We start from the raw sequence: 26,964 nt of genomic DNA, 5'->3' as shown, positions 1-26,964 counted from the left end.
AATATATAAATAAGAAGAAACTATAATTAAGATAGTGGGGGTATTCTTGAGCAATTCAACCCTAATCTTTAAATTATTGTGCAATCATCAAACAACCACGAATTTTATTACGACTGAGTAGATGGGCATCATTTTGTGCCAACCTTCTTCCTTTATAGGGACCAATTAAAACTTTATACCAAATTGTAGATGTTGTTTTTGATGTTGTTTGTTTTATAGATACATTTTGTGTTATTGATTGAATTTTAGCTTTTAATTGTTCTGCTTGTTTTTTACTTTTGAAAGCTGCACATTGAATAATATAAGGTCTTGAATCATATACTACTTTATTATCTACTTGAACATCAACAACTTTATTCTTTAAGGTCTGGGCATAATTAAACTTTGATACTGGAGGAGAAGGAACTTTATTAGAATTATCGTTTACAATGTCTGTATTTTTAATTTTAATTGAGTTAACATCAGATGTTTTATTTTTAGTGTCTTTAAAAACGCTCTTTCCAATTATATAAATTACCATCAATAATAAAATTAAAAAAACATAGAAAACTTTTTTGTTAATAGTATATGCTTTTTTTGTTTGTTTTCTTTTATTCATTTCTCGTCCATTTCTTAATTAATATCAGGTTGATTCAAGAGGGTCAATATCTATAGAGGATTTAACTTTATTTTTTAAATTATTCCTTGAAATAAAAAGCTCAACTTCATTAATTACTTTAAAAAGTTCACTCTTTTTATCATGTTGTAAAATTAGCAACCATCGATATAATCCAGCCTTCTTTCTAATACTAGCAGGGGACGGTCCTAAAGTTAATATGTTTTTATTTTGTTTATTAATAAAACTTTTTAAAATCATTAAATATTCATAACTTTCATCGCTATTAATTGATTTTGAGCGATATATTATGTGATTACTAAATGGTGGTAGATTATATATCTCTCTTTCTTTTAGTAAGTTTTTTGAAATATCCAGATAATTTTGTTGTTTAATAATTGAAAAAAAAGAATGTTCGGGAAAGTGTGTTTGTATTATAACCTCGCTTTTAAAAGACTCTCTTCCGGCCCTGCCAGAGACCTGTATTACTTGCTGATTTAATTTTTCAATTGCACGAAAATCATTACTAAAAAGAGCTGAATCCACATTCACTAATGCAGAGAGAGTAACATGTTTAAAGTGATGTCCCTTGGTAATTAATTGAGTTCCAATAATAATATCATAATTTTTATTTTCTATATCTTTTAGAGTATTTAAAAATTTTGATTTATCTTTTGTACTTTCACCATCCAGGCGTATAACTTTCTTGTTTGGAAAGCTTTCTTCCAAATATTTTTGTACTTGCTCTGTTCCAAAGCCCAAAGGATGTAGTTGTGTTGAGCCACAGGAAAGGCATTGGATATCAATAGGTTTTTCATGCAAGCAATAATTACACTTTAATTTTTTACTGTTCATATATAGTGTATAGAATTTTTCACATCTTTCACACTCACTGATCCATCCACATTCGTTACAAATTAACGAGTCAGAAAATCCTTTTTTATTTAAAAATACTAATACTTGCTTATTGTTATTGATGTGTATTTTAATTTTATTTAATAAAAAATCAGATATACCAGATTTATTAAATGTATTTTTAATGTCATAAATCGTTATCCTTGGTAACTCAAGGTTTGATGCTCTTTTTAATAGAGTTAATAATTTATATTTATTTTGTTTGACGTTGTTAAGACTTTCTAATGATGGTGTTGCGGATCCTAAAACAACAGGAATATTGTAAATTTTAGCTTTAAGTATTCCTATATCTCTTGCATTGTAACGAAATGAATCTTGTTGTTTATATGAGGAATCATGTTCTTCATCAATTATTATCATACCTAAATCATTTATCGAAAGAAAAATTGTGGATCTTGTTCCTACAATAATTAATGGTTTTCTTGTTTTACATTCATTTATAATTAATTTTTTTTCAGAGACTCTTATTTCAGAGTGGTAATCATAAACTGGGCAGTTGAATCTCTTTTGAATTCTATGTTTTGTTTGTGGAATTAATCCAATTTCAGGTACTAAATAGATGATTTTTTTGTTATTTAGAAGAACTTTTTCTATTAAATTTAAGAAGACTTCTGTCTTACCAGAACCGGTTATACCATAAAGTAAATATACTTGAAAAAGATTAAAATGGTCTATCGAATCAATAGCATGTTTTTGTTCCTGATTTAAGTAAACCTTATTTGTTGAGTTAATAATATCAGCTTTGTCGATTTTTTTGATTTCTTCAACTTTATGTTCGAATTTTGTATACACAATAATGTTTTTATCAATTAACTTTTTAATAATCGGAAAGTCTTTTTTAAATTGTTTTGAATTTGAGTGATAAACTTTATTTGTCATTAAATAGTTGATTATTTGCTGTTGCTTAAAAGCTCTTTTGGGTATTAAGTTTAGATGATTAGTTAGATCTTTATTTAAACTATACTCTTTGATAATCGGTATTTGATTGTCAACTTGAATGGGAAGTATTTTTGATATTAACTGACCTAGTGGGTAATGATAATATTTTGCTATTAGAAAAAAAAATCAATTTCTTTTTGTGAGTAATAAGGAAGGCTCCCAATTACTTCTAGAATTGTTTTCAAATTTTTAGTGATTGGGGTATTAACCTCACTTATAACGATACCTTTGAGAACTCTTTTCCCAAAAGGAACAGAAACTGAGTATCCAATAATATCATTCTTTTCAGAACAGTTAATATATTGAAAGCATTGTTTCAATGGGATAGGAAGCGCCACATTCACAACTTTATTTTTGATTTTCATAATTTGAGTTATAATTCGCTGTTGCTTTATTTATAATAAATAACTTGCAAATTATAACTAAAAAGCTTAGAATTTGCGATCTGAATTTGTGGTCTATTAAATTAGACTTTTTTTAATAACGTATGGTGCCTAGCTAGGTTTAGGAGAGCGATACGGACTTCTATTTGAGGTTAAAACTATGAAACAAGGTATTCATCCTGAATATAACGATATTAATGCTAAGTGTTCTTGTGGAAACACTTTTACATTTAGAAGCACACTTAAGAAAAAAGATATTAACTTAGATGTATGTGATAAATGTCATCCATTTTATACTGGTAAACAAAGAAATGTTGACTCAGGTGGTCGTGTGGATAAATTCAAAAAACGCTTTGGAGCTTTATCAAGTAAATAAAAAGCAAACATCTTATTTGAATAAAAAAAAGACTTCTATGAAGTCTTTTTTTATTTTTCACTCTTATTTTTTGCCAATAATGGAATATCTTCCGGAGTATTTCTATTTAAATCATCATCAGTTGGTAAAGGCTGTCCCGTAAACGCATGTAAAAAAGCTTCGCACAATAGTTCACTGTTTGTAGCATGTCTTAGATTAAGTACTTGTCTACGAGTTCGTTCATCTGTTAATATTTTTAGTACTTTTAGTGGGATAGAGACAGTTATCTTTTTAACTTGTTCAGTTTTTTTGCCATATTCAGCATAAGGACTTATAAATTCACCATTCCAATCTTTCATAATATTCTCTCAGAACACAAAAATTAATTATTTACACATTACATATAATTTATTATAGTCTTAATTAGACATCTATACGTCTACAAAAGATGTCTCTAGCTATAATATATCAATTGTTTGAAAATGTATAAAGGATTTTTTAATCATGATAGATGATAGAACTAATATAGAAGAGATAGGTTTATTAGAAAAGTCAACAGTAGCAGTTAGGAGTGGAATTGGAAGTGATAATCAATATGGCTCTGTAATTCCACCGATTTTTATGTCCACTAATTTTATTTTCTCTCAGTTAGGAGAAATACCCAAATATGATTATTCTCGATCTGGAAATCCAACGGTAGAGCAATTAGAGAGTACTTTATCTCAACTTGAAAATGGATTTGGGGCTATTGTTACCAACTCTGGAACTTCAGCAATCAATTTGGTTTTAAGCACAACTTTGGATTCGAACAGTTTAGTACTGGTTTCTAAAGATTGTTATGGAGGCACACACAGGCTTTTTGAAGCAAGACAATTGAAGGGTGATTTTAATGTTAGGTTTGTAGACACATCAAACTTAGATCAAGTTCAATATTACTTAGAACAAAGACCTAAACTGATATTTATTGAAACACCATCTAATCCTTTACTGAAAATTACTGATATAGAAAAAATCACTTCTCTAGCTAAATCTTTTGATACTAAAGTTGTAGTAGACAATACTTTCCTAACTCCAATTTATCAAACTCCATTAGATTTAGGAGCGGACTTTGTGGTCCACTCATTAACAAAGTTCATTAATGGACATTCTGATTGTTTGGCAGGAGCAGTGATCTGTAAACATAAAGAGGATTTTGAATCAATAAAGTGGTGGGGAAATTGTATTGGCTCTAATACCAACTCGTTTGATGCTTTCTTAACTAGTCGAGGATTAAGAACACTTTCAGCCAGGTTAAAAATACACGAGTTTAATACAAAAAGAATATTGAATTTTTTCCTCAATCAAAAAGTAATTACAAAAATTTACTATCCTAGTTTATGTAGTCATGACGGCCATGAAATAGCTAGTAGACAACAAAAAGGATTTGGCTCAATTATTTCCTGTGAATTTAATTTAAGTTCAGTTCAGATAGAAAAATTTATAAATAGCTTGCAATTGTTTTCTTTAGCAGAGTCACTTGGAGGAGCAGAAAGTTTAGTTTGCCATCCAGCTAGTATGACCCATAGAGCAATGGAAAACAATGCTCTAAAAAATGCTGGAATTTCAAAAAATTTATTGAGGTTTTCTATTGGTATTGAGGATTATGAAGATCTGTTAAGTGATTTGAATAGAGCAATTAATTTGTTCAAGTAAGGAGGATCAATATGAAATACCATTATAATAATTACTTAGATTCGTTGAACAATAATTTACTGGATATTTCTCATAAGGTTGATATATCTTTTGAGTTTTTTCCACCTAAAACGGAAGAAATGAAAACACAATTATGGGAGAGTCTGAATAAACTTGTACCATTAAATCCAAGTTTCGTCTCGGTAACTTATGGGGCAAATAATGGAGAAAGAGCAAATACTCACAAAATTATTGAAGAAATTGTTAGAAATACAGATTTAATAGTTGCTCCTCATTTAACGTGTATTGATACAAGTAGAAATCAACTCAGAGATATAGCAAAAAATTATTGGAGCTTAGGTATTAAACATATTGTGGCTTTAAGAGGAGATTATGAAAATACTAATAGTATAATGATGTATGCTGCCGATTTAGTACAGTTATTAAAAGAAGTTGCTGATTTTGATGTGACAGTTGCTGCATATCCAGAAGTGCACCCTGAAGCAAAAAATGCTCAGGCTGATTTGGTTAACTTGAAAAAAAAAATAGATATGGGTGCAAGTAGAGCGATTACCCAATTTTTCTTTGATATAGATTCATACTTAAGGTTTCGAGATCGCTGTGTATCGATAGGAATTGATGCAGAGATTATTCCTGGAATTTTACCTATTTCAAATTACAATCAAGCATATAAATTTGCAAAAATGACAAATGTTCATATACCTAAATGGATCAAAAAGCAGTTTGAGGGTTTAGAGGAAGATCCTTTAACAAGAAAGCTTATAGGAGCGAGTGTTGCTATAGAAATGGTAAAAAGCTTATCTAAGGAAGGAGTTAATAATTTTCACTTTTATACATTGAATAGATCTGATTTGACATTTGCTATCTGCAAGGTTCTTGGCGTCATAAAAGCCAGTTAGTAATTTTAAAGAATTAAAATAGCTTGTTTAATCCATTTAATATCAGCCTCTAATACATATAAATTTCTTTTTATGTATAATTCATCGAGAGGTTTAAGAGAACTGGATTGCTCACCTTTTTTTCTTAATAAAATCAATTCCTGTTGTCTTTTTTAAGATCTTGGTGAAGCTGTTTTTTTATGTTTTGATTATTAATTTTTTGTGCTGCGTAAATTTTCAATGAAAGTTCATCTCGCATAACTTGCTCTTTAATTGGGGATTCAACCCACTTTGTTAACTCGGCAACACCCATTTCAGTTAAAGAGTATATTTTTTTGTCAGGCTTTCCTTGTTGTGGAAAAAATGATGAGTTAACCCAACTCATTTTGAGCATTTTATTTAGTTCTCTATAAACTTGTTGATGGCTAGCACTCCAAAATAAGCCAATTGTACCAGACAGCTTCTTAGTAACATCATAACCTGTAGAGTCATTATCTTTAAGAATTGTAAGAATAACATAGGGAAGTGACATTTATTTGTACCAACATAAAATAGTAAATATACTATATTATTTTAGTTGGTACAAATATCAGCAAAAATTTTAGCCTGTATTTCTTAAGCCTGCAGCAATACCTGTCATGGTAACCATTAATGCCTCTTCTAAAACAGAGTTTGGTTTGCTTTGATTTCTTGTTCTTTTGAGCAATTCAGCTTGGAGCATATTAAGTGGCTCTACGTATATATTTCTTAGTTTTATACTTTCGACTCCAATAGGGTTTTGAGACATTAGATGCTGAGAGTTTTCTATTTGTAAAATAGTTTGTATATCTTCGTTTAATTGTTCTCTTAAACTTTGACCTAAACTCCACAGAGTATCATCTACTAATGTTTTTTCATAATACTCAGAAATAAGAGCATTTGCTTTAACAAAAACCATTTCAAGCATTCCTAAACGTGTTGAAAAAAAAGGCCATTTTTGGCACATTTCTTCTAAATCAGCTGTATTTCCTTGGTCTATAGATTTTTTAATAGCTTCTCCTGCACCAAGCCAGGCAGGCAAGAGCAGTCTATTTTGACTCCAAGCAAATATCCAAGGGATTGCCCTGAGGCTCTCTATACCACCATTAGGTTTGCGCTTTGCAGGACGAGAGCCAAGAGGAAGTTTCCCCAGCTCAATTTCGGGGGTTGCCTTTCTAAAATAATCAATAAATGATGAGTTATGTCTTACAATATCTCTGTAAGCATTACACGAATTAATTGATAAACTTTCCATAATGTCTCTCCATTTCTTGTCTGGAGAAGGAGGTGGTAAAATATTTGCCTCTAAGATAGCGCTTGTATACAAGAGTAAACTATTAATCGCAACATCAGGTAAACCCAACTTAAAGCGAATCATTTCTCCTTGCTCTGTAACCCTTAAGCCATTTTGCAAGGTTTGGGGCGGCTGGGATAGTAAAGCAGCATGAGCAGGAGCACCTCCTCGACCAATTGAGCCACCTCTTCCGTGAAATAAAGTAAGTTTAATGTTATTTTTGTTGCTCAAACAAATAAGAGACTCCATGGCTTTATATTGTGCCCAGCCTGAGGCCAAAACGCCTGCATCTTTAGCTGAATCAGAGTATCCGATCATTATCATCTGTTCTTTAGAGATCAAAGATAAATATTCAGTTGTATTATACAAACATTGCATTATATTAAATGAGTTATTTAAATCATCTAATGTTTCAAATAAAGGACAGACAGGCATATATGCTTTTATCGAATGTTCCTTTAATAAAAGATGCACAGCAAGTATATCTGAAGCATTTTTTGCCATAGATATAACGTATGCACCAAAGCAATTTTTATCATGAGATGATAACATTTTAAAAGTATTAAGTACTTCCTGAGTTTCCTCTGAGGGATTCCACTTTAAGGGCAGTAACGGTCTTTCAGAATCTATTTCTTTAATTAAAAATTCTATTTTCTTTTTCTCATCCCACTCTTCATAAGAGCCGATTTTTAAGTAAGAAGTTATTTCATTAATTGCATTCAAGTGTTTTTCGCTATCTTGGCGAATATCAAGCTTTAGTAAATTAATCCCAAAGCAATGAGCTCTTCTTATGGTATCAAGTAAATACCCATTGGCTATATTTTCCATATTACAATCAACAAGTGATTTATAACATGACATTAGAGGTTCTAGTAACTCATCTTGGCTGATTAATTTTTGAGAGTTTATCGGTTCAGTCACTTTTTCATCATCTAAAATTAGACTTAAATATTTTTTAGATTTAAGAAGTTTTTGTTTTAATTTTTTGAGGACATATCGGTAGGGTTCATTTGAGTTGTTTGTGATGTGTGTGAGCTGCTCGTTTGCTTTTATCATCGATAGCTCTGTTATCAAAAGCTCCAAATCACCAAGAAATAATTCTGAAGACTTCCATTGCGACATTAAAAGAACTTTATTTGTCACATCATAAGTAACAAATGGATTTCCATCTCTATCTCCTCCCATCCATGAAGAGAAGTTTATTAAAGATTTATTTGCGGGTAATTTATATCCGAAATTTTTTTGTAACTTATTATCAAGAAGTCTTAAAAATTTGGGGACAGCTTCCCAAAGCGAGTTTTCAATTACCGCAAAACCCCACTTAGCTTCATCAATTGGAGTGGGTCTTGTTTTCCTTATGTCATCAGAATGCCATGTCTGAGCTATTAACTCCTCTAGTCTACAACTTAAAGAGTTTTGTTGAAACTCAGAAATTTCCTCAAGTTCTAATTGTTTAAGACAATCATTAATTTCAATTAATTTATGGATGATAGTTCTTCTTGTTATTTCAGTAGGATGAGCTGTAAGAACTAAATCAATTTTTAGATTCGATAGAGCTTTTTTTACATCTTTATCTTCAGCTTTATTCTTAAGCTTGTTAAGTAAGTGATCAATACCTTTCAAATCACAAATCGACATCTCCGATTTTTTTGATATCGTGTTAAATTGTTCGGCAATATTTGTTAAATTTAAAAAGTGACTAAACGCCCTAGATACAGGTAAAATTTCTTCCGTAGAAAGACCTTGTAAAGTATTAATTAGAAGTTCTTTATCTTTTGGATTACCCGATAACGCAGATTTTGATAAAAGTCTAATTTGCTCTACTTTGGCTAATAACTCTTCCCCATGAACTTTTTTTATAATGTTACCTAGCAATCGCCCAAGCATATTAATATTTGATTTTAAATTTTTTGATGTAGTGTTCATATTCTTTATTTTTTTTAATTATTTGTAATCTACATTGATGTAAAAATTAGTAAATGTCAAAAAAAAAATGAATAAAATTAATAATTAAAAAGAAAAGCAGCATAATAGCTATGCTGCTTTTGAGGGTAATTATAGAATCAATGACTTAAAAAAGTAGTTCATTATCGTAGCTCTGTTTTTCGTCAGACACATATTGTTTGGGTTCAGTGCCTTCTATGAAGTATTCATTCATTGAGTCATTGCCTGTACTAGAAGTAAGCAATCCTGTTTTTTTGTCGATTCTTTCTATAACTATGTCTGATGGTTTCTCTTCATTTTTATCCTCAGGAGTATTTGCTAAAGCAAACTTCATGAATGAAATCCAAGCTGGTTGAGCAGTCTTTCCTCCGGCTTCATGCTTACCTAATTGAAATTTGGGGTTATCAAAACCAATCCATGTGGCTGCAACAACATTAGGTCCATAACCTATATACCAAGCATCTGTAGAGCTTTGGGTTGTACCAGTTTTACCTCCAATATCATGCCTATTTAAAACCTTTGCTCTCCATCCTGTTCCTCGCCACCAATCGCCCCCATAACCTTGCCCCCATATATTACTTTTGAGCATTTCTTTGACTAAAAAGGCATTATCCGTGGTAATTATTTTTTTTGCGAGATATTTATTAGAACTTTCATCTACTAGGTCATCATTAATACAGTTATCTTTACAAATTTTAACAGGTATTTCTTTAAAAATAGTTTCGGCTTTAGAGTTTACAACTTTCGATACTATATAAGTTTTAACCAGATAACCTCCATTAACGAATGCTGAGAATCCTCTAACCATTTTAATTGGAGTAATGCTCGCTACGCCAAGCGCAAGAGGTTCAAACTTAGGAAGATTTTTCGCATCAAAACCAAATCGAGTCAGATAATTAACTGTTTTATTAATTCCTACAGTTCTTAATATTCTTATAGCCATAACATTTTTAGATTGAGCTAAGCCTCTTCTTAAACGAGTTAAACCATTGTATTGTTCTGGATCGTTTTTAGGTCTCCAAACAGAACTTGTCCATTGGTCAACTTTTGTGATAGGAGCATCATTGACTAAGGTTGCTAAAGTCATTCCGGAGTCAAGAGCAGCAGAATATATAAAAGGTTTTATACTTGAACCAACTTGTCTAAGGGACTGCGTCATTCTATTAAATTTACTTTGAGTAAAGTTAAATCCTCCAACCATTGCTTCTATAGCACCTGTATAAGGATTCATGGAAATTAACCCAGAATTTGCATTAGGTACCTGAGAAAGTCTCCATACATCATCTTTTTTTCGAATCCAAATAAGTTGCCCTTTACTTACTATTTCCTCTGCAGACTTGGGGTATTTACCTTGATAAGAGTTGGTTATGAATTTTCGTGCCCACTTTAGCCCCTCCCAATTAATAACAATTGAGTTTTTTTGATTTTTTGCAATAACTTGAATCTCTTTATTTTTTACACCTATTACGACTGCTGGTATAAGGGGTCTATAAGTAGGAATCTTTTTTAAATAATTTTCAATTTTATTTTGTGTCCAATTTACCTCTTTGTTAGACCAAAGTTTTTTATTGCTTCCTCTGTAGCCATGCCTCTCATCGTAGTTGAGTAAATTATCAATTACAGATTTTTGAGCAGCTTGTTGTACTTTAGAATCAACAGTAGTATAGATGTCTAGACCATCAGTGTAGGCAGAATTACCATATTTTTTAATTGCCCAATCTCTAACATACTCCGATATATATGGGGCATATACTTGGATTTTAGCTGTATGGTAATAGGCGTGGATTTTTTCTTTTTTTGCTTCTATCATTTGATTTTTGGTAATATATTTTTCTTTATACATTCTGTCTAGAACAATATTTCTTCTTTCCGTCGCATTTTTTAAAGAATAAATAGGGTTTAACGTTGATGGAGCTTTCGGCAATCCAGCAATTACAGCAATTTCACTTAATGTTAAATCTTTTGGATCTTTACCAAAATAAACCTTGGCAGCAGCACCGACACCATATGCGCGATAGCCAAGATAAATTTTATTCAAATACAACTCCAAAATTTCTTTCTTTGTTAAAAGTTGCTCTATGTGGAGTGCAATAAATATTTCTTTTATTTTTCTAAGAAAACTTTTCTTCCTTGTTAAAAAAAAGTTTCTTGCCACTTGCTGTGTAATAGTACTGGCTCCCTGTTTTAGGTGACCAGTTGTTAAAACAACAAATGCAGCCCTAGCCATTCCAATAGGATCAATCCCAATATGATCATAAAACCTACTGTCTTCAGTAGCAATGAAAGCGTCAACCATTTTTTTAGGAATTTGATTAAACTTTAAAGGAATTCTTCTTTTTTCACCAAACTGAGCCATCAAAAGACCATCAGATGAATAAATTTGCATAGGTGTTTGCATTTCATAATTTTTAAGTGAAGATATATTGGGTAGATCGGGCTTTAAGTGAATATAAAAAGCATAAATCAATCCGGTAGTGAATATTATGAGAAATAAAATAAAAATTATAAATCGTCTTATGAACTTCACTTATAAGTCCTTTTAATAAATTATGTCTAAAGCTAAATTGTAAAGCCTTCATTGACATATGTGTGATAATGAAAGTATGATACATATATTAAATTAAGATAGTATTATTATCTAGTTTAAATTTTTCATATTAATTTAAAACAATTCTTTTTATATAGTACAAATAAGTGTAGAATGCGATATTCTAAAAAATTTGATATGATTTTTTGTCCGGGAGCTTTAATTTTTTTAAAGTGAATTTTAATTACAATATAAGATTAAACCGCTAGGATTATGGCTGAGAAACGAAATATTTTTTTAATTGGGCCTATGGGAGCAGGAAAAAGCACTATAGGTAGACATTTGGCACAGCAATTACATTTGGATTTTTATGATTCAGATACTGAAATTGAAAATAGAACAGGTGCTGATATTAGTTGGGTATTTGAGTTAGAAGGTGAAGATGGTTTCAGAGTTCGTGAAGAAAATGTTATAAATGATTTAACTCAAAAGCAAGGGATTGTTCTTGCTACGGGTGGTGGCTCTATAAAAAGTAAAGATAGTCGAAATAGATTATCAGCTAGAGGGATAGTAGTTTACTTAGAAACAACAATTGATAAGCAACTTGCTAGAACTCAACGAGATAAGAAGCGCCCACTTTTACAAACTGAAGAACCTCGAATAGTTCTCGAAGAACTTGCAGAGGAAAGAAATCCAATGTACGAAGAAATTGCTGATTATGTAGTAAGTACTGATGACCAAAGTGCCAAAGTTGTTGCAAATCAGATATTGGATATTCTCGAAAAAAATTAAAGCCGTTAGTTTTAACTAATTTTTATGAGGTAACAATGGAGAGTTTAAATGTCAATTTAGGAGATAGATCATATCCTATAATTATTGATAGAGATATTCTAAAGCTTCCTAAAACATTTGAACAGTTCGTTGCTCAAAAAAGTAAAATACTTATTGTCTCAAATGAGACAATAAGCCCGCTTTATGTTGATCGTGTTAAAAATGCGTTAAAACCTTCAAATATTCCAATAGATACTTTTGTTCTTCCAGATGGCGAAAGATACAAAAATCTAAATTATTTTGGAAAATTAATATCATTTTTACTCGAAAATCATTATGGCAGAGACTCAATCCTAATTGCATTGGGTGGAGGAGTAATTGGAGATTTGGTTGGTTTTGTTGCTTCTTGTTACATGCGAGGAATTGATTTTATTCAAGTACCTACTTCTCTTCTTGCTCAAGTCGATTCATCAGTTGGAGGTAAAACAGCAGTAAATCATCCTCTTGGAAAAAATATGATTGGGGCATTTTACCAGCCCAAAGCAGTAATTATTGATACAGAGGTTCTTCGCTCATTAGACAATCGTCACTTTTATGCAGGCCTTGCGGAGATTATAAAGTATGGCATTATCCATCAAAATGATTTTTTTGAATGGCTGGAAGCAAATATAAATAGAATACTTGCTTATGATGCGTCAGCGCTTCAAACAGCAATTCAAATATCTTGCCAGATAAAATCAGATATTGTTAGAGAAGATGAGAAAGAACAAAGTATCAGAGCTTACTTAAACTTGGGGCATACATTTGGGCATGCCATTGAAGCTGAGTTGGGTTATGGTAATATTCTACACGGAGAAGCTGTTGCAATTGGCATTTTGATCGCCTGTCGTATTTCGGTAAATAAAAATCTTTTAAGTGAAAATCAATATTTGCAGATATTAAATCTTATAAAAAAGTGTAATTTGCCTCATTTAACTCCAAAACAAATGAAAAGTGCTTCTTTGTTTTGGAAGCATATGGTACTCGATAAAAAAGTGCTTAATAATAAGATAAGATTTATCATTCCTGTAAAAATTGGATCTGTTGAAATACAAAATAATATAAATGAAGAAGATATACAGATCGCAATTGATTATATAATTTCATCATAATTTAGAGAAGGCATTAACTTGTAATGAAGAAAAGAGCCTTTCTAAAATGGGCTGGGGGAAAATACAGTCTCATTGATGATATCAAAGCTAACTTGCCTCAAAAAAAAATTTTAGTTGAACCTTTTGTAGGAGCTGGGAGTGTTTTTCTTAATACCAGTTATGATTATTATATTCTTTCAGATTTAAACAGTGACTTAATTAATTTATATAAAATTATTCAAAAGGAGCCATTCTCATTCATTCATGAATCAAAAAAGATGTTTACTTCAAAATTTAATAGCAAAGATGAATATCTTCGTATTCGTGAAAGTTTTAATTCAACGAGTGATCAGTTTTTACGTTCAATTTATTTTTTATATCTAAATAGACATTGTTTTAACGGGTTATGTCGGTACAACAAAAAAGGAATTTTCAATGTTCCATTTGGCCGCTACATTAAACCTTATTTTCCAGAAAAAGAGATTTTATTTTTTTCTGAAAAAGCAAAACAAGCAGAATTTTTATGTCAGTCCTATGAAGATACATTTGATTTAATTACAAAAGAGTCTGTTGTTTATTGTGATCCACCCTATGCACCACTATCATCTACTTCTAATTTCACTTCCTACGTTTCAAATGGATTTAACCTTGATGATCAAGCTAAATTGGCTAATTTGGCTGAAAAATCAGCTAAACTGACTAGTGTTCTAATTTCCAATCATGATACTCCGCTAACTCGACGATTGTATAAAGGCGCAAAACTTAATACAATAAAAGTCAAAAGAGTTATCGGGCAAACAACATCAAGCAGAAAAAAAGTAAATGAACTTTTTGCGCTCTTTGATTAAATAACTTCCTGATAATAGAATTTAAAAAGAGTTTGAGGTTCTCGCTTATGAATCAATTTAAAATAGCCCCATCAATTTTATCCGCAGATTTTGCTAAATTAGGAGAAGAAGTCAATTCAGTTTTGCAGGCTGGCGCTGATATTATTCATTTTGATGTTATGGATAATCATTATGTCCCAAATTTAACTATTGGTCCAATGGTATGTAAATCTCTTAGGCAGTTTGGTATTGATGCTCCTATAGATGTCCATCTTATGGTTTCACCCGTTGACAGTATGATAGAGGATTTTATAAAAGCCGGGGCATCAATGATTACTTTTCATTATGAAGCTAGTCATCACGTTGATAGAAGTATTGAGCTTATAAATAAAGCGGGTTGTAAATCAGGTATAGTGTTAAATCCATCTACAGATATTAACGTTTTAGAGTATGTTTTAGATAAAATAGACATGGTTTTAATTATGTCAGTTAACCCAGGCTTTGGTGGACAGTCCTTTATTGAAAGTTCTTTGAAAAAGATAGAAAAACTCAAATCTATGATTATCTCAAGGGGTCTTGATGTAGCAATAGAAGTCGATGGAGGTATTAATGAAAATAATATCAGGAGAGTTGCTGAAGCTGGAGCAGACATTTTTGTTGCAGGTTCAGCTATTTTTAATTCTGGTAATTACAAAAAGTCAATAGATAAATTGAAAGAACAGTTAGCTCATGTTTCAAGGATAGAATAATTAATAATAATTTTAGAAAGGCAAGAATAGTTTATGAAAAAAGATTTGGTATTAAGTGGAGTTCAACCATCAGGTAATTTAACGTTGGGTAATTACTTAGGAGCCTTAAAACAGTGGCACTCTATGCAAGAATTGTATGATTGCTATTATTGTATTGTAGATTTACATGCTATAACTGTACGACAGAACCCTAAAGAGTTACATAATTCGACTTTAAATGCTCTTGCTCTGTGTTTAGCACTAGGAATCGACCCATCTAAAAGTACTTTATTTATCCAGTCACATGTAAAAGAACATACTGAATTAGCATGGATTCTTAATTGTTATACTCAAGTAGGTGAACTTAATAGGATGACTCAGTTTAAAGATAAATCCGCAAAAAATAGTGATAATATTAATTGTGGATTATATTCATATCCAGTTTTGATGGCAGCTGATATTTTATTATATCAAGCGAATCAAGTGCCTGTTGGAGCAGACCAAAAACAACACCTTGAATTATCGAGAAATATCGCAATAAGAATGAACAATCTCTATGGTGAATTATTTCAAGTTCCTAATCCGTTCATACCTCAAAAAGGGGCAAAAGTGATGTCGCTTCAAGATCCATTGAGGAAAATGTCTAAATCAGATGAAAATAAAAATAACATCATTCATATACTTGATGAGCCTAAAAGTATAGTCAAAAAAATCAAAAAATCGGTTACCGATTCTGATAATCCGCCAAATATTTTTTATGATGAGCAGAACAAACCTGGGGTTTCGAATTTACTTACTATTTTTGCAGGAGTTACTAATAAATCTGTTTCAGACCTTGAAATTGAGTATCAAAATAAAATGTACGGGCAACTTAAAACTGATACTGCTGATGCAGTCATTGCTTTTCTTGAGCCTATTCAGAAAGAATACTTAAAGGTTAGAGAAGACATTGAGTTTTTAAACAACGTCATGAAAGAAGGTTCTGAAAAAGCATCAAGTAAAGCTCAGCACACAGTTCATAAGGTAAAAAAAGCTTTGGGGTTTGTTGTTTAATCTATGATTCTCATTATTGACAACTACGACTCATTCACTTACAACATTTATCAATATATTTGTGAGCTAGGTTATATTGTTGAGGTGCATAAAAATGATAGAATAACAATTCCAGATATAAAAAGACTCGATCCAAGTCATATTATAATATCTCCTGGTCCAGGAAGACCTGAAGACTCAGGTATTTCTGTCGAAGTGATAAAAAAACTATCTGGGTTAATACCAATTTTGGGAGTTTGTTTGGGACATCAAGTAATTGGTCATGTATTTGGAGCTGATATTATAAATGCAGATGATATTATGCATGGAAAAATTTCTGTAATAGAGCATGATTCGAAAGGCGTCTTTGATGGATTAAAAACTCACCTGAAAGTTGTAAGATATCACTCATTGGTTATCGATGAACATTCTTTATCAGAAGACTTTGTTATAACCGCATGGACGAAGTCAAGTTTAGGGAGAAAAGTAATTATGGGTATCTCTCATAAATCTCTTCCTATTGAGGGTGTTCAGTTTCATCCTGAAAGTATTATGAGTGAAGAAGGTTTAAATTTACTAAATAACTTTATAAAAAAGGTTTAATTATTATGACGGTTCTTGTTACAGGGGGGGCTGGATTTATAGGCTCACACACTTCCCTCAAATTATTGGAAAATGGATTTGATATTATTATTTTAGATAATTTATCAAACTCTAGCGAAATTGTAATAGATAGACTTGAAAAACTATCGAAAAAAAAATAAAATTCTTACATGAAGATATCCTAAATAAACAAGCTCTAATGTCTACATTTGAGAAATATAACATAACTAGTGTTATACATTTTGCAGCTCTTAAAGCAGTAGGTGAATCAAATAAAAAACCTTTAGAGTACTATCAAAATAATGTTACAGGTACATTACACCTTCTTGATGCAATGAAAAAAGCAAATGTAAAAAATATTATTTTCAGTTCATCTGCTACTGTTTATGGTAATCCAAAGTCAGTTCCTATTATGGAGGATGACCCAATTGGCGAGACAACTAACCCTTATGGTACCTCAAAGGTCATGGTTGAGAAAATTCTTCAAGACCTTTCTAAGTCTGATGAAGCCTTTTCTATTATTAATTTAAGGTATTTTAACCCAATAGGCGCTCATCAATCAGGGGAAATTGGTGAAAATCCAACTGGAATACCGAATAATTTAATGCCTTATATTACTCAAGTTGCTTCTGGTCGAATACAAAAACTATCTGTTTTTGGAAATGATTTTGATACTCTTGATGGGACAGGTGTAAGGGATTATATTCATGTTGATGACTTAGCCCAGGGTCATGTTGATGCGTTAAAGAAAATTGAATCAGGTTTTACAGGGTGTTTAAACTATAATTTAGGAACTGGTAGTGGCTTTTCAGTTCTTGAAATGATTGCTGCTTTTGAAAAAGAAAATCAGATTAAAATTCCATATGAAATTGTTGGAAGAAGGGACGGTGATATTGATGCATGTTATGCTGACTGTTCTTTAGCACAAAAAGAATTAGGTTGGAAGGCAATTAAAACTCTTGAAGACATGGTTCGGGATTCATGGAATTGGCAAAAAAATAATCCAAATGGTTTTTCTGAATAATAAATTATTAAAATTTTTAACTGGAGGTAACTACTATGAGCAATAATAATAAAGAAATTAGATCTGATTTTGATGAATATCTTGTTCCTTGTTATGCCCCAATGCAAGTAGTCCCAGAAAAAGCATTAGGCTCTAAGGTTTGGGATTATGATGGTAAAGAGTATATTGACTTTGCCGGCGGTATAGCCGTTAGTTGTTTAGGACATTGTCACCCAGTGATGTTGGATGCACTTGAAAAACAAGCTAAAAAGGTATGGCATTTAAGTAATGTGATGACAAATAAGCCAGCTATTGATTTAGCTAAACGATTAACAGAATTAACTTTTGCAGATAAGGTTTTTTTTGCTAACTCCGGAGCTGAAGCAAATGAAGCTGCTCTTAAATTAGCAAGAAGAGTAGCGATTGAAAAATATAGTGAATCAAAAAATGAAATTATATCATTCAAAAAAGGTTTTCATGGGAGAACTTTTTTTACTGTTACTGTAGGGGGGCAACCAGTTTATTCTGATGGATTTGGCCCAAAGCCAGGTGCAATAACACATCTTCCATATAATGATATTGAAGCTTTTGAAAAACATATCAATGAAAACACTTGTGCTGTAATGATAGAGCCGATACAAGGGGAAGGTGGTATAGTTCCAATAGAAAAGCCATTCCTCCATCGTTTGGCTGCATTGTGCAAAAAACATGATGCTGTTTTGATATTTGATGAAGTTCAAACGGGTGTTGGTAGAACTGGGACACTTTATGCATATGAGTCTTTGGATATTATTCCAGATATATTAACTACAGCAAAATCTCTTGGTGGAGGTTTTCCTATTGCAGCAATGTTAACGAACAATGAGCTAGCTGAACATATGAAGGTTGGAACTCATGGTTCAACGTATGGAGGTAACCCACTCGCAAGTGCTGTAGGTTTGGCTGTATTAAACGAAGTAACCTCAGGTAGTTTAATGGAAGATATAATAACAAAAGAAAAGTTATTCAAGAAGTTATTAAATAATATGAATCAAACCCTCAATGTTTTTGATGAAATTAGAGGTAAAGGGTTATTATTGGGGGCTTCTCTGAATCAGCAATGGAAAGGCAGAGCTCGGGATATTTTGACAGAAGCTAGTCGACATGGGTTACTTATTCTAATTGCTGGCCCAGACGTTATAAGGTTCACTCCTTCTTTACTCGTTTCAGAGCAGGAGATTAAGGAAGGACTTAAAAAACTCGAACTTTCTATTAAAAAGTTAACTCTCTAATTTTGAAAGGTGCTATATGATTATTATTCGTCCTATAGAAATAACTGATTATGATGCGCTCATGAAATGCGCTGAGGAATCAGGTTATGGACTTACCTCTTTGCCTACAAATGAAGAATTATTAAGAAAACGTATTGACCATTCTATTAAAAGCTTCAATGGGCAGGTCGATATTCCAGGAACCGAGTGTTATTTCTTCGTTGCCGAGGACTGTGATGAAAAAGAAGTAGTTGGAACTACAGCAATTGAAAGAGCAGTGGGTTTGACAGCTCCATTTTACAGTTATCACCTTAATAAAGTTGTCCATTCTTCAAGAGAGTTTAATGTACATAATGTCATTGATGTACTTACCTTTGGAAGTGATTATACAGGCTCATCTGAGTTATGTAGTACTTTTTTAAGGGAAAATTGGAGAAGAGGTTATAACGGAAAGCTTTTATCAAAATCAAGATTTTTATTAATGGCACAATTTAAAGATAAGTTTTCAAAAACTATTTTTGCGGAGATGAGAGGTGTCTCTGATGAATATGGTAATTCTCCTTTTTGGAAATGGTTACAAGAAAACTTTTTTTCAATTGAATTTTCTCAAGCAGATTACCTGACGGGTATTGGCTCTAAAGATATAATTGCAGATTTAATGCCTAAGCTCCCAATTTATGTAAACTTACTATCTAAAGAAGCGCAGGCTGTTATTGGTAAAGTTCATAAAGATACAGTACCTGCTTTAAAATTGTTAGAGCAGGAGGGCTTTGTGAATAGAGGATATGTGGATATTTTTGATGCAGGCCCATCTATTGAGTGTGATATTGACAATATTAAATCATTGAGAAATTCACAGGTTTTAAAAACTGTGTTTGTTGATAACTCGGATCTTATGGAAAAGAAGTCTTACATTTGTAGTAATACTAAGTTTTCAGAGTTCAGAGCTTCGGTAATAGATATTATGATAGACGAAATTAAGCAAGAAGTTTATATGACAAAAGAACAGGCAAAGTATATGAAAATTAAAGAATCCGAGGGCTTAAGAGTTTTATCTATCTAAAAAATTAATTATATAACGAGGTAAAATTATGCATTTAGTCAATAATAAATGGACTGAAGGTTTGGGTGATGTTTTTGTTTCAAAAAATCCATTTAATGATGAAACAGTTTGGTCTGGAAAAGTTGCATCTTCTGATCAAATAGATCAGATGTTTTTGTCAGCCAAAAATGCATTAAAAAAATGGAGAAAACTAAGTTTAGAAGAGCGCTGTGAAATATTAAACTGTTATGCTGAAAACTTAAGAATTAACCAAGAACAATTTGCTGAAATTATTTCCCAAGAGACAGGTAAGCCATTTTGGGAATCTAAAACAGAAGTGAATGCAATGGTTAATAAAATTAGAATTTCCATAAAATCGTATATAGAAAGAACTGGAAATAAAGTAACAAATGCAAATGGTACGGAACTTAGGTTATTTCATAAGCCTCATGGTATTTTGGGAGTTTTTGGTCCTTTTAACTTTCCAGCTCATTTACCAAATGGTCATATTATTCCTGCATTGATTGCAGGTAATGTGGTTATTTTTAAGCCATCTGAATTAACCCCAAAAGTTGGTGAATATCTTGTTAAAATTTTAATAGAATCAGGCATTCCACCAGGAGTAATCTCTTTAATTCAGGGTAAAAAAAATGAAGCTATTAAAATATCAGAGCACAAATTACTTGATGGTTTGCTTTTTACTGGTAGTGCCCAAACTGGATTAATTTTGCATCAAAAGTTTGGTTCTATGCCCGATAAATTGCTTGCTTTAGAATTAGGTGGCAATAACCCATTGATTGTTACAAATGATTTTGATGATTTTAAGTCAGTCATTTTAATGATAGTACAGTCAGCTTTTATAACATCAGGGCAAAGATGTACATGTGCGAGAAGGGTTTTCATTCCGAAAGGTAATAAAGGTGACGATTTATTAAATAAATTAGTTGAGTTTACTCAAAATATAAAGGTCGCTGGTCCATTTGATAATGGCTTTTTAGGAACGATGATCTCGGCTGATGCTGCTGATGCTATTGTTGAAGCTGAACAAAAATTGCTCAACCTTGGTGGTAGAAATCTTGTTATATCAAGAAGACTAGGGAAAGCACAGATTACACCTTCTATGATTGATGTTACGGAAATAATTAATTTACCAGATGAAGAATATTTTGGACCTTTGCTGCAAGTTATAAGATATGATAACTTCGAAGATGCTGTAGATGATGCTAATGATACCAAATATGGATTATCAGCCGGTATTATTACAAACGATAATACTAAATGGGAATATTTTTAGAAAATATTAGAGCTGGTATTATTAATAGAAATAAACCTTTAACTGGAGCGTCTAGTGATATGCCTTTTGGAGGAGTGGGGATATCAGGAAATCATAGGCCCAGTGCTTATTATGCAGCTGATTATTGTGCTTATCCAGTGTCTTGTATGGTAGATGAGAAAATATCAGATTTACCAACACAATTACCTATGGGTCTGAGTTTTAAAAAATAATCCTATTTTGTGACATATAAAAAGATAATTGATCCTAAAAAGATTTAGTATAGTACAACTACTTTTTTTTAGGTGAATTTTTATGGTTAAACAATTTATATCCAATCTGTGGCTAGATTATTCTGTTAGGCTTTGTCCGTCTTCTTCAAACATTCATCACATTGTGGGTGATTATGGTAGTATTACTACTGATCATTTTGCGTTGAGGACACTAAATTTACCCCAAATAAATGTACAATCTATAAGTTTATTGCTTCAAAATATTGGATATAAATCGAAAGCATCATATATCTTTAGAAAAAAAAAATTATATGCCGAACACTTCGAACATATTGATAAGAAGTTGCCTAAAATTTTCCTTAGCCAACTTAACTTACAAGATTGTTCCAAAAGTTTACAAAAATTCTGTTTGGATAAGTTTACCAAAATGAGCTTTGATCACACTAATATTGATTTTTTGTTTTCAGGTAAAACTTGGGATATAAGTATTAATGATTATGAGAAATTCTTAAAAGAAAGTGAGTATGCTGCTTGGTTTCTTGCTCATGGGTTTGGTGCTAATCATTTTACAATAAGTGTAAACGCTTTAAATAAAATAAAGTCTTTATCAGAGCTGAATGAAATCTTAATACAGAATAAAATAATAATGAATAAAAATGGTGGTTTAATTAAGGGAAGCGAAGCATTAGGATTGGAGCAATCATCAACTCTGGCTGACCATGTTCAAGTTCAGTTTAGCGATGGTTTTTTTTATATACCGGGAGGGTTTTATGAATTTTCTCAACGTTATAAGAGTATAGATAGTGGTCGAATATTTAATGGATTTATTGAAGCGTCAGCAGATAAGATATTTGAATCAACCAACAGATTATGATTTATTTTAGCTGGTCATAACAAATTCATGACCAGCAAGGATAAATTATCTAGTGCCGTAAACTACTATGGTTTTTCCATGAGCGGTAATTAAGTTCTGTTCTTCAAGCATTTTTAGTATTCTACCGACTGTTTCTCTAGAGCAGCCCACGATTTGTCCAATTTCTTGTCTTGTAATTTTAATTTGCATTCCATCTGGATGAGTCATTGCATCAGGTTGTTTAGCAAGATTTAAAAGAGTTTGAGCAATTCGTCCTGTGACGTCAAGGAAGGCAAGATCACCAACCTTTCTACTTGTTACTTGTAAGCGCTTAGCAATTTGACCCGTTAATCTCATTAAAATATCAGGGTTGACTTGTATTAGCTGCCTAAACTTTTTAAATGAGATTTCTGCTACTTCACATGGCGACTTTGCTCTCACCCAAGCTGTTCTTTCTTGTTCTGAATCGAATAAACCAATTTCACCAATAAAATCACCTTGATTAAGATAATCTAAAATCATTTCTTTTCCTTCCTCATCCTTTATGAGGACGGCAACTGATCCCTTAACTATAAAATATAATGTCTCTGCTTTTTCACCAGCATGAATAAGAGTGCTTTTTGATGGATATTTGTGAATGTGACAATGAGATAAAAACCATTCGAGGGTTGGGTCAGTTTGTGGTTTAGTCGGTATCATATTTATTTCCTTAGATTCTTTAGACTAATAACATCCATATATTGATAGCCATTAGTACGCATTATATAATTATAATACTACCCTAGCTGATGTATAATAATCAACAAATTTCTTATGTGCTCATAGCTTAATTAGGTGTTAAATATTTTTTATTTAAAGTATAAATTATTTTTGAGATAGAATGTCTGGTAAAGTTCTGAATACACCACATATATTTCTTTTTGTTTGATTTGATTTTTAATTTTGACAAGTTCAGTGTTTATATCGATATTTTCAATTTGCACACAATCTTGTTGAAGAATATAATCTTTAATCAATTCATCTAGTTGGTTCGGGGGTATTTTTTCAAAAGGAATTATCAATTTTAATAATATGCGATTAATAAAAAATATGTATAATAATGATATCATACTTCTAAATTATGGTTAATAAAATTATGTCTAGAGCCAGATTTATTGCAGGAGCTAAGTGTCCAAAATGCAAAAGAATTGATACTATCCAAGTTGTTTTTGAAGAAGGCAACGAAATTAGCAAATGTATCTTTTGTGGATATACTAATTTAAGGGACAACCCTACAACTGAAAACAAATCAGTTATTGATATAGTTACAAAGTAAAACTAGATTTTAATAATGAGGTGGTCTGGTTTCATTTTCTTGTAATTCAATATTGGATGTATTTAATTCTTTAAATTTTTTTGTTATCAATAAAAGTTGTTTCTCTAAGGTTTCTATTTTTTTTTGTTGACTATAAACTTCATCGTTTAAAGTGTCTATAGTATGTTCTTGAAAAGATACTTTGTGCTCTAACTCAATAATTTTGAGATTCATTTCTTGTATTTTATTAGATATTTGTTTCATTATAATGTTATGTTAATGTGAATCTTTAATTAGAAACTTTTTTTTATTAATAGTTATGTATTATATAAGGTAATTTACTTTATTGGTAGTCTAATTCTAAAAGCTTTGTAATATTTATAATTTAATTAAGCATTTATATTCAGGAGAGTTAAATGAAACCCGTTTTAAAATTAACAGCTATAGCAGCAACAATAATTGCATTAACAGCATGTAATAAAGATAATACATCAAATGATACTACTAAGAAATCTGAAGATACAAAAGTAGAGCAAACAGCATCAAGTGCAAGTTTTAGTTCAGACGCACAAAAGCAATCTTATGCTTATGGTGATCAAATTGGAACAATGGTGGCAACATCGCTTAAAAAGCAAAATGAGTTGGGTCTTCAACTTGATGCAAAAAGTGTAATTGATGGTTTTAATGATGCTTTGAATGACAAAAGCAAGTTGTCGCAAGAAGAAGTAGAGAAGACTCTTAAAGATTTAGATCAAAAGATTAACGAGCTTGCTAAGAAAAAAACTGAAGAAATGAGTTCTAAAAATATTAAGCTGGGTGAGCAATATGAAGCAGAAATGTTAAAGGATGGTTTTACGAAAACAAACAGTGGTCTTGTTTATAAAGAAACTCAAAAAGGCAGTGGCACTGAAAAACCATCTGATAATGACACAGTTTCGGTAAATTATTCAGGTTATTTAATTGATGAAAATGGTAAGAAAAGCTCAGAACCATTTGATACTAATTTAAAAGGCAACAATAACAAGCCAATTCAATTCAAATTAAATCAAGTAATCCCTGGTTGGCAAGAAGGTTTAAAGCTAATGACTCCAGGTTCTAAATTTGAATTTGTAATTCCGGCTAAGTTAGCTTATGGTGAGCAGGGTGTTCCAGGTCATATCCCGCCAAATTCAACATTGATTTTTGATGTTGAGCTACTTAAAGTAAATCCAACAGATAAATCTACTAATTAATTTTAATAGTGAAGTATTTGCTTATAATTAATAAAGCCTCTTATAACTCTCAGAGAATTATTTCGAGTTTACTATTTGCAGAGGCTTTATTAAAAAAAGATCACATCATTGATAAGGTGTTTTTCTATGCTGATGCTACTACTATCGCTAATAAAAATATTTACTACAGTTCAGATGAAACTAATTTTTTAGAAAAATGGGTTAAACTATCGAAAAATTATAAGTTTGAACTTCATTTGTGTCATACTGCAGCATCAAAAAGAGGAATAGTAGAAAGTAATACTGATTATTTAGATACTAATTTTATTTTATCAGGATTAAGTGTTATGTCAGAATCTTTATTAATGGTGGATCGGGTGGTACAGTTTTGAGAGATATTGGATTTATTTTTACTACACCTCCATATTTTGATAATTATGCTCGTGATGGTTTTGATATGTTATTATCAATTGCTAGTTACACAGATAATATTAAAGTTTTTTTTGTAGAGAATGCTGTTCTTCAGTTAATTAAGAATCAAAAAGCAAACCAAATAATGTACCAAGACTATCTTTCTAAAATAAGATTATTAGAATTATATGAGATTCAACAAATTTTTGTTTGTAAAGATGCAATAAATAAAAGAAATTTATCTAGAGATTGTATCTATTTAATAGATGATATGAAAATAGTGAATCAAACTATCATCAACAATGAAATTAGACTTTGTAAAAAAATATTGAGGTTTTAGTTTTGTTACACTTGGTTTTTAACTCTTCGTATAAAACAGCAACTACTCTGGAATTAATTGATTTCGTTATACCAAATGATGCGATCATTTTTATTGAGGACGGAGTTTACAACATTTTAAATGATTCTCTGCTCGATAAATTACAGGCTACGACCAAATCTATTTATTATTTAGAAAATGATGTTGTGGCTCGTGGACTAATGCCTAAAATTAAAGAAAGAGCTCTTATCAATTATTTGGATTTAGTTAGGTTAACTGAAAACAATTCACAAATAATAAGTTGGTAATTCTTCACTTGACTTTAATCAATTCTAGGAATAAAATTCAATGTCCAATTTTTTTGGATATAGATTTTTCAATTATTAAGAAACATAATTCAGGAGCTATTTAATGGCAACTATTAATCAGTTGGTTCGTAAACCAAGAGTTAAGCAAGTTGAGAAAAGCAACGTGCCTGCCTTGTCAGCGTGTCCGCAAAAGAGAGGAGTTTGTACTCGTGTTTATACGACAACTCCAAAAAAGCCCAACTCAGCTTTAAGAAAAGTATGTCGTGTTCGATTAACTAATGGTTTTGAAGTTACTTCATACATTGGTGGTGAGGGACATAACTTACAAGAACACTCAGTTGTACTTATTAGAGGTGGTCGTGTAAAAGACTTACCTGGTGTGCGTTATCACACAGTAAGGGGTGCACTTGATTGTGCTGGAGTAAACGATCGTAAACAAGGTCGTTCTAAATATGGTGTAAAACGTCCTAAGTCTTAATGATAACCGTTAAGTAAGGCCAAACATTAACAATCAACGTTTGAAAAAACTGAAAAGTTTTGGATAACCTGAAAAAAAAACGGAGATATATAATGCCACGTCGTCGCGTTATTGGTCAGAGAAAAATTTTATCTGACCCTAAATTTGGTTCAGAATTATTAGCTAAATTTGTAAATATTTTAATGGTAGATGGTAAGAAATCTATCGCAGAAAAAATTGTTTATTCTGCTTTGAGTACATCTTCAGAGCGTTCAGGAGAAGAGCCTTTAGCAATATTTGAAAAAGCTCTTGAAAATGTTCGTCCAGCTGTGGAAGTCAAGTCTCGTCGTGTAGGTGGTTCAACTTATCAAGTTCCAGTTGAAGTTCGTCCTGTTCGAAGAAATGCACTTGCTATGAGATGGTTGGTTGAAGCTGCGCGTAAGCGTGGTGAAAAATCTATGGCATTCCGTTTAGCAGGTGAAATGTTAGACGCTGCCGAAAATAAAGGTTCTGCTGTCAAAAAACGTGAAGATGTCCATAAAATGGCTGATGCAAACAAAGCATTTGCTCATTATCGTTGGTAATTGTTTTACTAAATATAATATGATAATCTTATGTTAAAACAGGCACAACAAGTAATTGTTGTGCCTTTTTCATATTGACTTTAATATAAATTAGA

Annotated in this window: 29 protein-coding genes and 2 pseudogenes; 21 read left to right on the top strand and 10 right to left on the bottom strand. The window is 31.5% G+C overall.

Annotation, left to right across the window (positions count from 1 at the left end; all coding sequences use genetic code 11):
* Window positions 1-73: 73 nt before the first annotated feature.
* From CF386_RS02705 to CF386_RS02695, 3 genes are all read right to left on the bottom strand, one after another.
* Complete coding sequence (locus CF386_RS02705) at window positions 74-598, bottom strand: SPOR domain-containing protein (protein WP_089072943.1); 525 nt, start codon at window positions 596-598, stop codon at window positions 74-76.
* A 24-nt stretch (window positions 599-622) separates the two neighbouring features.
* Window positions 623-2,389 carry a replication restart helicase PriA gene (gene priA, locus CF386_RS02700; RefSeq protein WP_089072942.1) on the bottom strand — a complete coding sequence of 589 codons (1,767 nt, stop codon included), beginning with the start codon at window positions 2,387-2,389 and terminating at the stop codon, window positions 623-625.
* A gap of 173 nt (window positions 2,390-2,562) precedes the next feature.
* Complete coding sequence (locus CF386_RS02695) at window positions 2,563-2,814, bottom strand: primosomal protein N' family DNA-binding protein (RefSeq protein ID WP_089072941.1); 252 nt, start codon at window positions 2,812-2,814, stop codon at window positions 2,563-2,565.
* A 178-nt stretch (window positions 2,815-2,992) separates the two neighbouring features.
* On the opposite strand from CF386_RS02695, the gene rpmE reads away from it, so the two are divergent.
* On the top strand, window positions 2,993-3,208 hold the full coding sequence (gene rpmE / locus CF386_RS02690; RefSeq protein ID WP_089072940.1) for a 50S ribosomal protein L31: 216 nt from the start codon (window positions 2,993-2,995) through the stop codon (window positions 3,206-3,208).
* Window positions 3,209-3,258: 50 nt separating this feature from the next.
* Here rpmE and metJ read toward each other — a convergent pair whose 3' ends face one another.
* Window positions 3,259-3,546, bottom strand: coding sequence for a met regulon transcriptional regulator MetJ (gene metJ / locus CF386_RS02685; protein WP_089072939.1), 288 nt, complete (start codon window positions 3,544-3,546; stop codon window positions 3,259-3,261).
* Between the two features lie 145 nt (window positions 3,547-3,691).
* Here metJ and metB point away from each other — a divergent pair, with 145 nt between their 5' ends.
* Both metB and metF read left to right on the top strand, forming a co-directional pair.
* Complete coding sequence (gene metB / locus CF386_RS02680) at window positions 3,692-4,879, top strand: cystathionine gamma-synthase (RefSeq protein WP_404824947.1); 1,188 nt, start codon at window positions 3,692-3,694, stop codon at window positions 4,877-4,879.
* Between the two features lie 11 nt (window positions 4,880-4,890).
* Window positions 4,891-5,778: a methylenetetrahydrofolate reductase gene (gene metF, locus CF386_RS02675; RefSeq protein ID WP_089072938.1), complete on the top strand. Its 888-nt coding sequence runs from the start codon at window positions 4,891-4,893 to the stop codon at window positions 5,776-5,778.
* 133 nt (window positions 5,779-5,911) lie between these two features.
* On the opposite strand, the gene CF386_RS02670 is transcribed toward metF, so the two are convergent.
* The 3 genes from CF386_RS02670 to CF386_RS02660 form a co-directional block, all read right to left on the bottom strand.
* Window positions 5,912-6,289, bottom strand: a complete 378-nt coding sequence (locus tag CF386_RS02670; RefSeq protein WP_089072937.1) for a PadR family transcriptional regulator — start codon at window positions 6,287-6,289, stop codon at window positions 5,912-5,914.
* Window positions 6,290-6,358: 69 nt separating this feature from the next.
* Complete coding sequence (gene ppc / locus CF386_RS02665; protein ID WP_089072936.1) at window positions 6,359-8,995, bottom strand: phosphoenolpyruvate carboxylase; 2,637 nt, start codon at window positions 8,993-8,995, stop codon at window positions 6,359-6,361.
* A 145-nt stretch (window positions 8,996-9,140) separates the two neighbouring features.
* Window positions 9,141-11,540: a penicillin-binding protein 1A gene (locus tag CF386_RS02660; protein WP_089072935.1), complete on the bottom strand. Its 2,400-nt coding sequence runs from the start codon at window positions 11,538-11,540 to the stop codon at window positions 9,141-9,143.
* Between the two features lie 273 nt (window positions 11,541-11,813).
* Here CF386_RS02660 and aroK point away from each other — a divergent pair, with 273 nt between their 5' ends.
* The 11 genes and pseudogenes from aroK (at window position 11,814) to CF386_RS02605 (ending at window position 22,306) form a co-directional block, all read left to right on the top strand.
* Window positions 11,814-12,332 (top strand): shikimate kinase AroK, encoded by a 519-nt coding sequence (aroK, locus tag CF386_RS02655; protein ID WP_089072934.1) that lies wholly within the window; start codon window positions 11,814-11,816, stop codon window positions 12,330-12,332.
* Between the two features lie 35 nt (window positions 12,333-12,367).
* Window positions 12,368-13,462 (top strand): 3-dehydroquinate synthase, encoded by a 1,095-nt coding sequence (aroB, locus tag CF386_RS02650; protein WP_089072933.1) that lies wholly within the window; start codon window positions 12,368-12,370, stop codon window positions 13,460-13,462.
* Between the two features lie 23 nt (window positions 13,463-13,485).
* Window positions 13,486-14,289: a Dam family site-specific DNA-(adenine-N6)-methyltransferase gene (locus CF386_RS02645; RefSeq protein ID WP_089072932.1), complete on the top strand. Its 804-nt coding sequence runs from the start codon at window positions 13,486-13,488 to the stop codon at window positions 14,287-14,289.
* Between the two features lie 47 nt (window positions 14,290-14,336).
* On the top strand, window positions 14,337-15,017 hold the full coding sequence (gene rpe / locus CF386_RS02640) for a ribulose-phosphate 3-epimerase (protein ID WP_089072931.1): 681 nt from the start codon (window positions 14,337-14,339) through the stop codon (window positions 15,015-15,017).
* A gap of 33 nt (window positions 15,018-15,050) precedes the next feature.
* Window positions 15,051-16,049: a tryptophan--tRNA ligase gene (gene trpS / locus CF386_RS02635; RefSeq protein WP_089072930.1), complete on the top strand. Its 999-nt coding sequence runs from the start codon at window positions 15,051-15,053 to the stop codon at window positions 16,047-16,049.
* A gap of 3 nt (window positions 16,050-16,052) precedes the next feature.
* Window positions 16,053-16,631, top strand: coding sequence for an anthranilate synthase component II (locus CF386_RS02630; protein ID WP_089072929.1), 579 nt, complete (start codon window positions 16,053-16,055; stop codon window positions 16,629-16,631).
* Window positions 16,632-16,636: 5 nt separating this feature from the next.
* Window positions 16,637-17,655, top strand: a pseudogene (gene galE, locus CF386_RS02625) (UDP-glucose 4-epimerase GalE).
* 35 nt (window positions 17,656-17,690) lie between these two features.
* The gene (locus CF386_RS02620; RefSeq protein WP_089072928.1) at window positions 17,691-18,905 is read left to right on the top strand and encodes an acetylornithine/succinyldiaminopimelate transaminase; all 1,215 of its coding nucleotides are present in this window, start codon (window positions 17,691-17,693) and stop codon (window positions 18,903-18,905) included.
* Between the two features lie 16 nt (window positions 18,906-18,921).
* Window positions 18,922-19,947 carry an arginine N-succinyltransferase gene (gene astA, locus CF386_RS02615; protein ID WP_089072927.1) on the top strand — a complete coding sequence of 342 codons (1,026 nt, stop codon included), beginning with the start codon at window positions 18,922-18,924 and terminating at the stop codon, window positions 19,945-19,947.
* A 25-nt stretch (window positions 19,948-19,972) separates the two neighbouring features.
* A pseudogene (gene astD / locus CF386_RS02610) lies at window positions 19,973-21,432 on the top strand (succinylglutamate-semialdehyde dehydrogenase).
* Between the two features lie 82 nt (window positions 21,433-21,514).
* Complete coding sequence (locus CF386_RS02605; RefSeq protein WP_089072926.1) at window positions 21,515-22,306, top strand: DUF1338 domain-containing protein; 792 nt, start codon at window positions 21,515-21,517, stop codon at window positions 22,304-22,306.
* Window positions 22,307-22,351: 45 nt separating this feature from the next.
* On the opposite strand, the gene crp is transcribed toward CF386_RS02605, so the two are convergent.
* Together crp and CF386_RS13590 are read right to left on the bottom strand one after the other, a co-directional pair.
* Window positions 22,352-22,984, bottom strand: coding sequence for a cAMP-activated global transcriptional regulator CRP (crp, locus tag CF386_RS02600; RefSeq protein ID WP_089072925.1), 633 nt, complete (start codon window positions 22,982-22,984; stop codon window positions 22,352-22,354).
* Window positions 22,985-23,133: 149 nt separating this feature from the next.
* Window positions 23,134-23,394, bottom strand: a complete 261-nt coding sequence (locus CF386_RS13590) for a YheU family protein (protein ID WP_089072924.1) — start codon at window positions 23,392-23,394, stop codon at window positions 23,134-23,136.
* A 26-nt stretch (window positions 23,395-23,420) separates the two neighbouring features.
* Between CF386_RS13590 and CF386_RS02590 the strand changes: the two genes are divergently transcribed.
* Window positions 23,421-23,600 carry a YheV family putative zinc ribbon protein gene (locus CF386_RS02590; RefSeq protein ID WP_158522281.1) on the top strand — a complete coding sequence of 60 codons (180 nt, stop codon included), beginning with the start codon at window positions 23,421-23,423 and terminating at the stop codon, window positions 23,598-23,600.
* 9 nt (window positions 23,601-23,609) lie between these two features.
* On the opposite strand, the gene CF386_RS02585 is transcribed toward CF386_RS02590, so the two are convergent.
* Window positions 23,610-23,843, bottom strand: a complete 234-nt coding sequence (locus CF386_RS02585; RefSeq protein WP_089072922.1) for a SlyX family protein — start codon at window positions 23,841-23,843, stop codon at window positions 23,610-23,612.
* A 152-nt stretch (window positions 23,844-23,995) separates the two neighbouring features.
* Here CF386_RS02585 and fkpA point away from each other — a divergent pair, with 152 nt between their 5' ends.
* The 6 genes from fkpA to rpsG all read left to right on the top strand — a co-directional run bounded on the left by fkpA (window position 23,996) and on the right by rpsG (window position 26,869).
* Complete coding sequence (fkpA, locus tag CF386_RS02580) at window positions 23,996-24,811, top strand: FKBP-type peptidyl-prolyl cis-trans isomerase (RefSeq protein WP_089072921.1); 816 nt, start codon at window positions 23,996-23,998, stop codon at window positions 24,809-24,811.
* A 17-nt stretch (window positions 24,812-24,828) separates the two neighbouring features.
* Window positions 24,829-25,182, top strand: coding sequence for a sulfurtransferase complex subunit TusD (gene tusD / locus CF386_RS02575; protein WP_158522280.1), 354 nt, complete (start codon window positions 24,829-24,831; stop codon window positions 25,180-25,182).
* Complete coding sequence (gene tusC, locus CF386_RS02570; RefSeq protein WP_158522279.1) at window positions 25,179-25,541, top strand: sulfurtransferase complex subunit TusC; 363 nt, start codon at window positions 25,179-25,181, stop codon at window positions 25,539-25,541. The genes tusD and tusC overlap by 4 nt, the downstream gene beginning before the upstream one ends.
* Before the next feature lie 2 nt (window positions 25,542-25,543).
* A complete protein-coding gene (gene tusB / locus CF386_RS02565) occupies window positions 25,544-25,828 on the top strand; it encodes a sulfurtransferase complex subunit TusB (protein WP_158522278.1) in 285 nt (94 codons plus the stop codon).
* Between the two features lie 103 nt (window positions 25,829-25,931).
* Window positions 25,932-26,306, top strand: a complete 375-nt coding sequence (gene rpsL, locus CF386_RS02560) for a 30S ribosomal protein S12 (protein WP_089072917.1) — start codon at window positions 25,932-25,934, stop codon at window positions 26,304-26,306.
* 92 nt (window positions 26,307-26,398) lie between these two features.
* A complete protein-coding gene (gene rpsG, locus CF386_RS02555; protein ID WP_089072916.1) occupies window positions 26,399-26,869 on the top strand; it encodes a 30S ribosomal protein S7 in 471 nt (156 codons plus the stop codon).
* Window positions 26,870-26,964: the final 95 nt, after the last annotated feature.

The sequence above is a fragment of the Paraphotobacterium marinum genome (assembly GCF_002216855.1).
Taxonomy (GTDB): Bacteria; Pseudomonadota; Gammaproteobacteria; order Enterobacterales; family Vibrionaceae; genus Paraphotobacterium; species Paraphotobacterium marinum.
This window is presented reverse-complemented; position numbering and strand designations above follow the sequence as displayed.

Coding starts and splice junctions, on each gene's coding strand:
- CF386_RS02705 (WP_089072943.1), bottom strand. CDS start 598: ATGAATAAAAGAAAACAAACAAAAAAAGCATATACTATTAACAAAAAA.
- priA (WP_089072942.1), bottom strand. CDS start 2,389: ATGACAAATAAAGTTTATCACTCAAATTCAAAACAATTTAAAAAAGAC.
- CF386_RS02695 (WP_089072941.1), bottom strand. CDS start 2,814: ATGAAAATCAAAAATAAAGTTGTGAATGTGGCGCTTCCTATCCCATTG.
- rpmE (WP_089072940.1), top strand. CDS start 2,993: ATGAAACAAGGTATTCATCCTGAATATAACGATATTAATGCTAAGTGT.
- metJ (WP_089072939.1), bottom strand. CDS start 3,546: ATGAAAGATTGGAATGGTGAATTTATAAGTCCTTATGCTGAATATGGC.
- metB (WP_404824947.1), top strand. CDS start 3,692: ATGATAGATGATAGAACTAATATAGAAGAGATAGGTTTATTAGAAAAG.
- metF (WP_089072938.1), top strand. CDS start 4,891: ATGAAATACCATTATAATAATTACTTAGATTCGTTGAACAATAATTTA.
- CF386_RS02670 (WP_089072937.1), bottom strand. CDS start 6,289: ATGTCACTTCCCTATGTTATTCTTACAATTCTTAAAGATAATGACTCT.
- ppc (WP_089072936.1), bottom strand. CDS start 8,995: ATGAACACTACATCAAAAAATTTAAAATCAAATATTAATATGCTTGGG.
- aroK (WP_089072934.1), top strand. CDS start 11,814: ATGGCTGAGAAACGAAATATTTTTTTAATTGGGCCTATGGGAGCAGGA.
- aroB (WP_089072933.1), top strand. CDS start 12,368: ATGGAGAGTTTAAATGTCAATTTAGGAGATAGATCATATCCTATAATT.
- CF386_RS02645 (WP_089072932.1), top strand. CDS start 13,486: ATGAAGAAAAGAGCCTTTCTAAAATGGGCTGGGGGAAAATACAGTCTC.
- rpe (WP_089072931.1), top strand. CDS start 14,337: ATGAATCAATTTAAAATAGCCCCATCAATTTTATCCGCAGATTTTGCT.
- trpS (WP_089072930.1), top strand. CDS start 15,051: ATGAAAAAAGATTTGGTATTAAGTGGAGTTCAACCATCAGGTAATTTA.
- CF386_RS02630 (WP_089072929.1), top strand. CDS start 16,053: ATGATTCTCATTATTGACAACTACGACTCATTCACTTACAACATTTAT.
- CF386_RS02620 (WP_089072928.1), top strand. CDS start 17,691: ATGAGCAATAATAATAAAGAAATTAGATCTGATTTTGATGAATATCTT.
- astA (WP_089072927.1), top strand. CDS start 18,922: ATGATTATTATTCGTCCTATAGAAATAACTGATTATGATGCGCTCATG.
- CF386_RS02605 (WP_089072926.1), top strand. CDS start 21,515: ATGGTTAAACAATTTATATCCAATCTGTGGCTAGATTATTCTGTTAGG.
- crp (WP_089072925.1), bottom strand. CDS start 22,984: ATGATACCGACTAAACCACAAACTGACCCAACCCTCGAATGGTTTTTA.
- CF386_RS13590 (WP_089072924.1), bottom strand. CDS start 23,394: ATGATATCATTATTATACATATTTTTTATTAATCGCATATTATTAAAA.
- CF386_RS02590 (WP_158522281.1), top strand. CDS start 23,421: ATGTCTAGAGCCAGATTTATTGCAGGAGCTAAGTGTCCAAAATGCAAA.
- CF386_RS02585 (WP_089072922.1), bottom strand. CDS start 23,843: ATGAAACAAATATCTAATAAAATACAAGAAATGAATCTCAAAATTATT.
- fkpA (WP_089072921.1), top strand. CDS start 23,996: ATGAAACCCGTTTTAAAATTAACAGCTATAGCAGCAACAATAATTGCA.
- rpsL (WP_089072917.1), top strand. CDS start 25,932: ATGGCAACTATTAATCAGTTGGTTCGTAAACCAAGAGTTAAGCAAGTT.
- rpsG (WP_089072916.1), top strand. CDS start 26,399: ATGCCACGTCGTCGCGTTATTGGTCAGAGAAAAATTTTATCTGACCCT.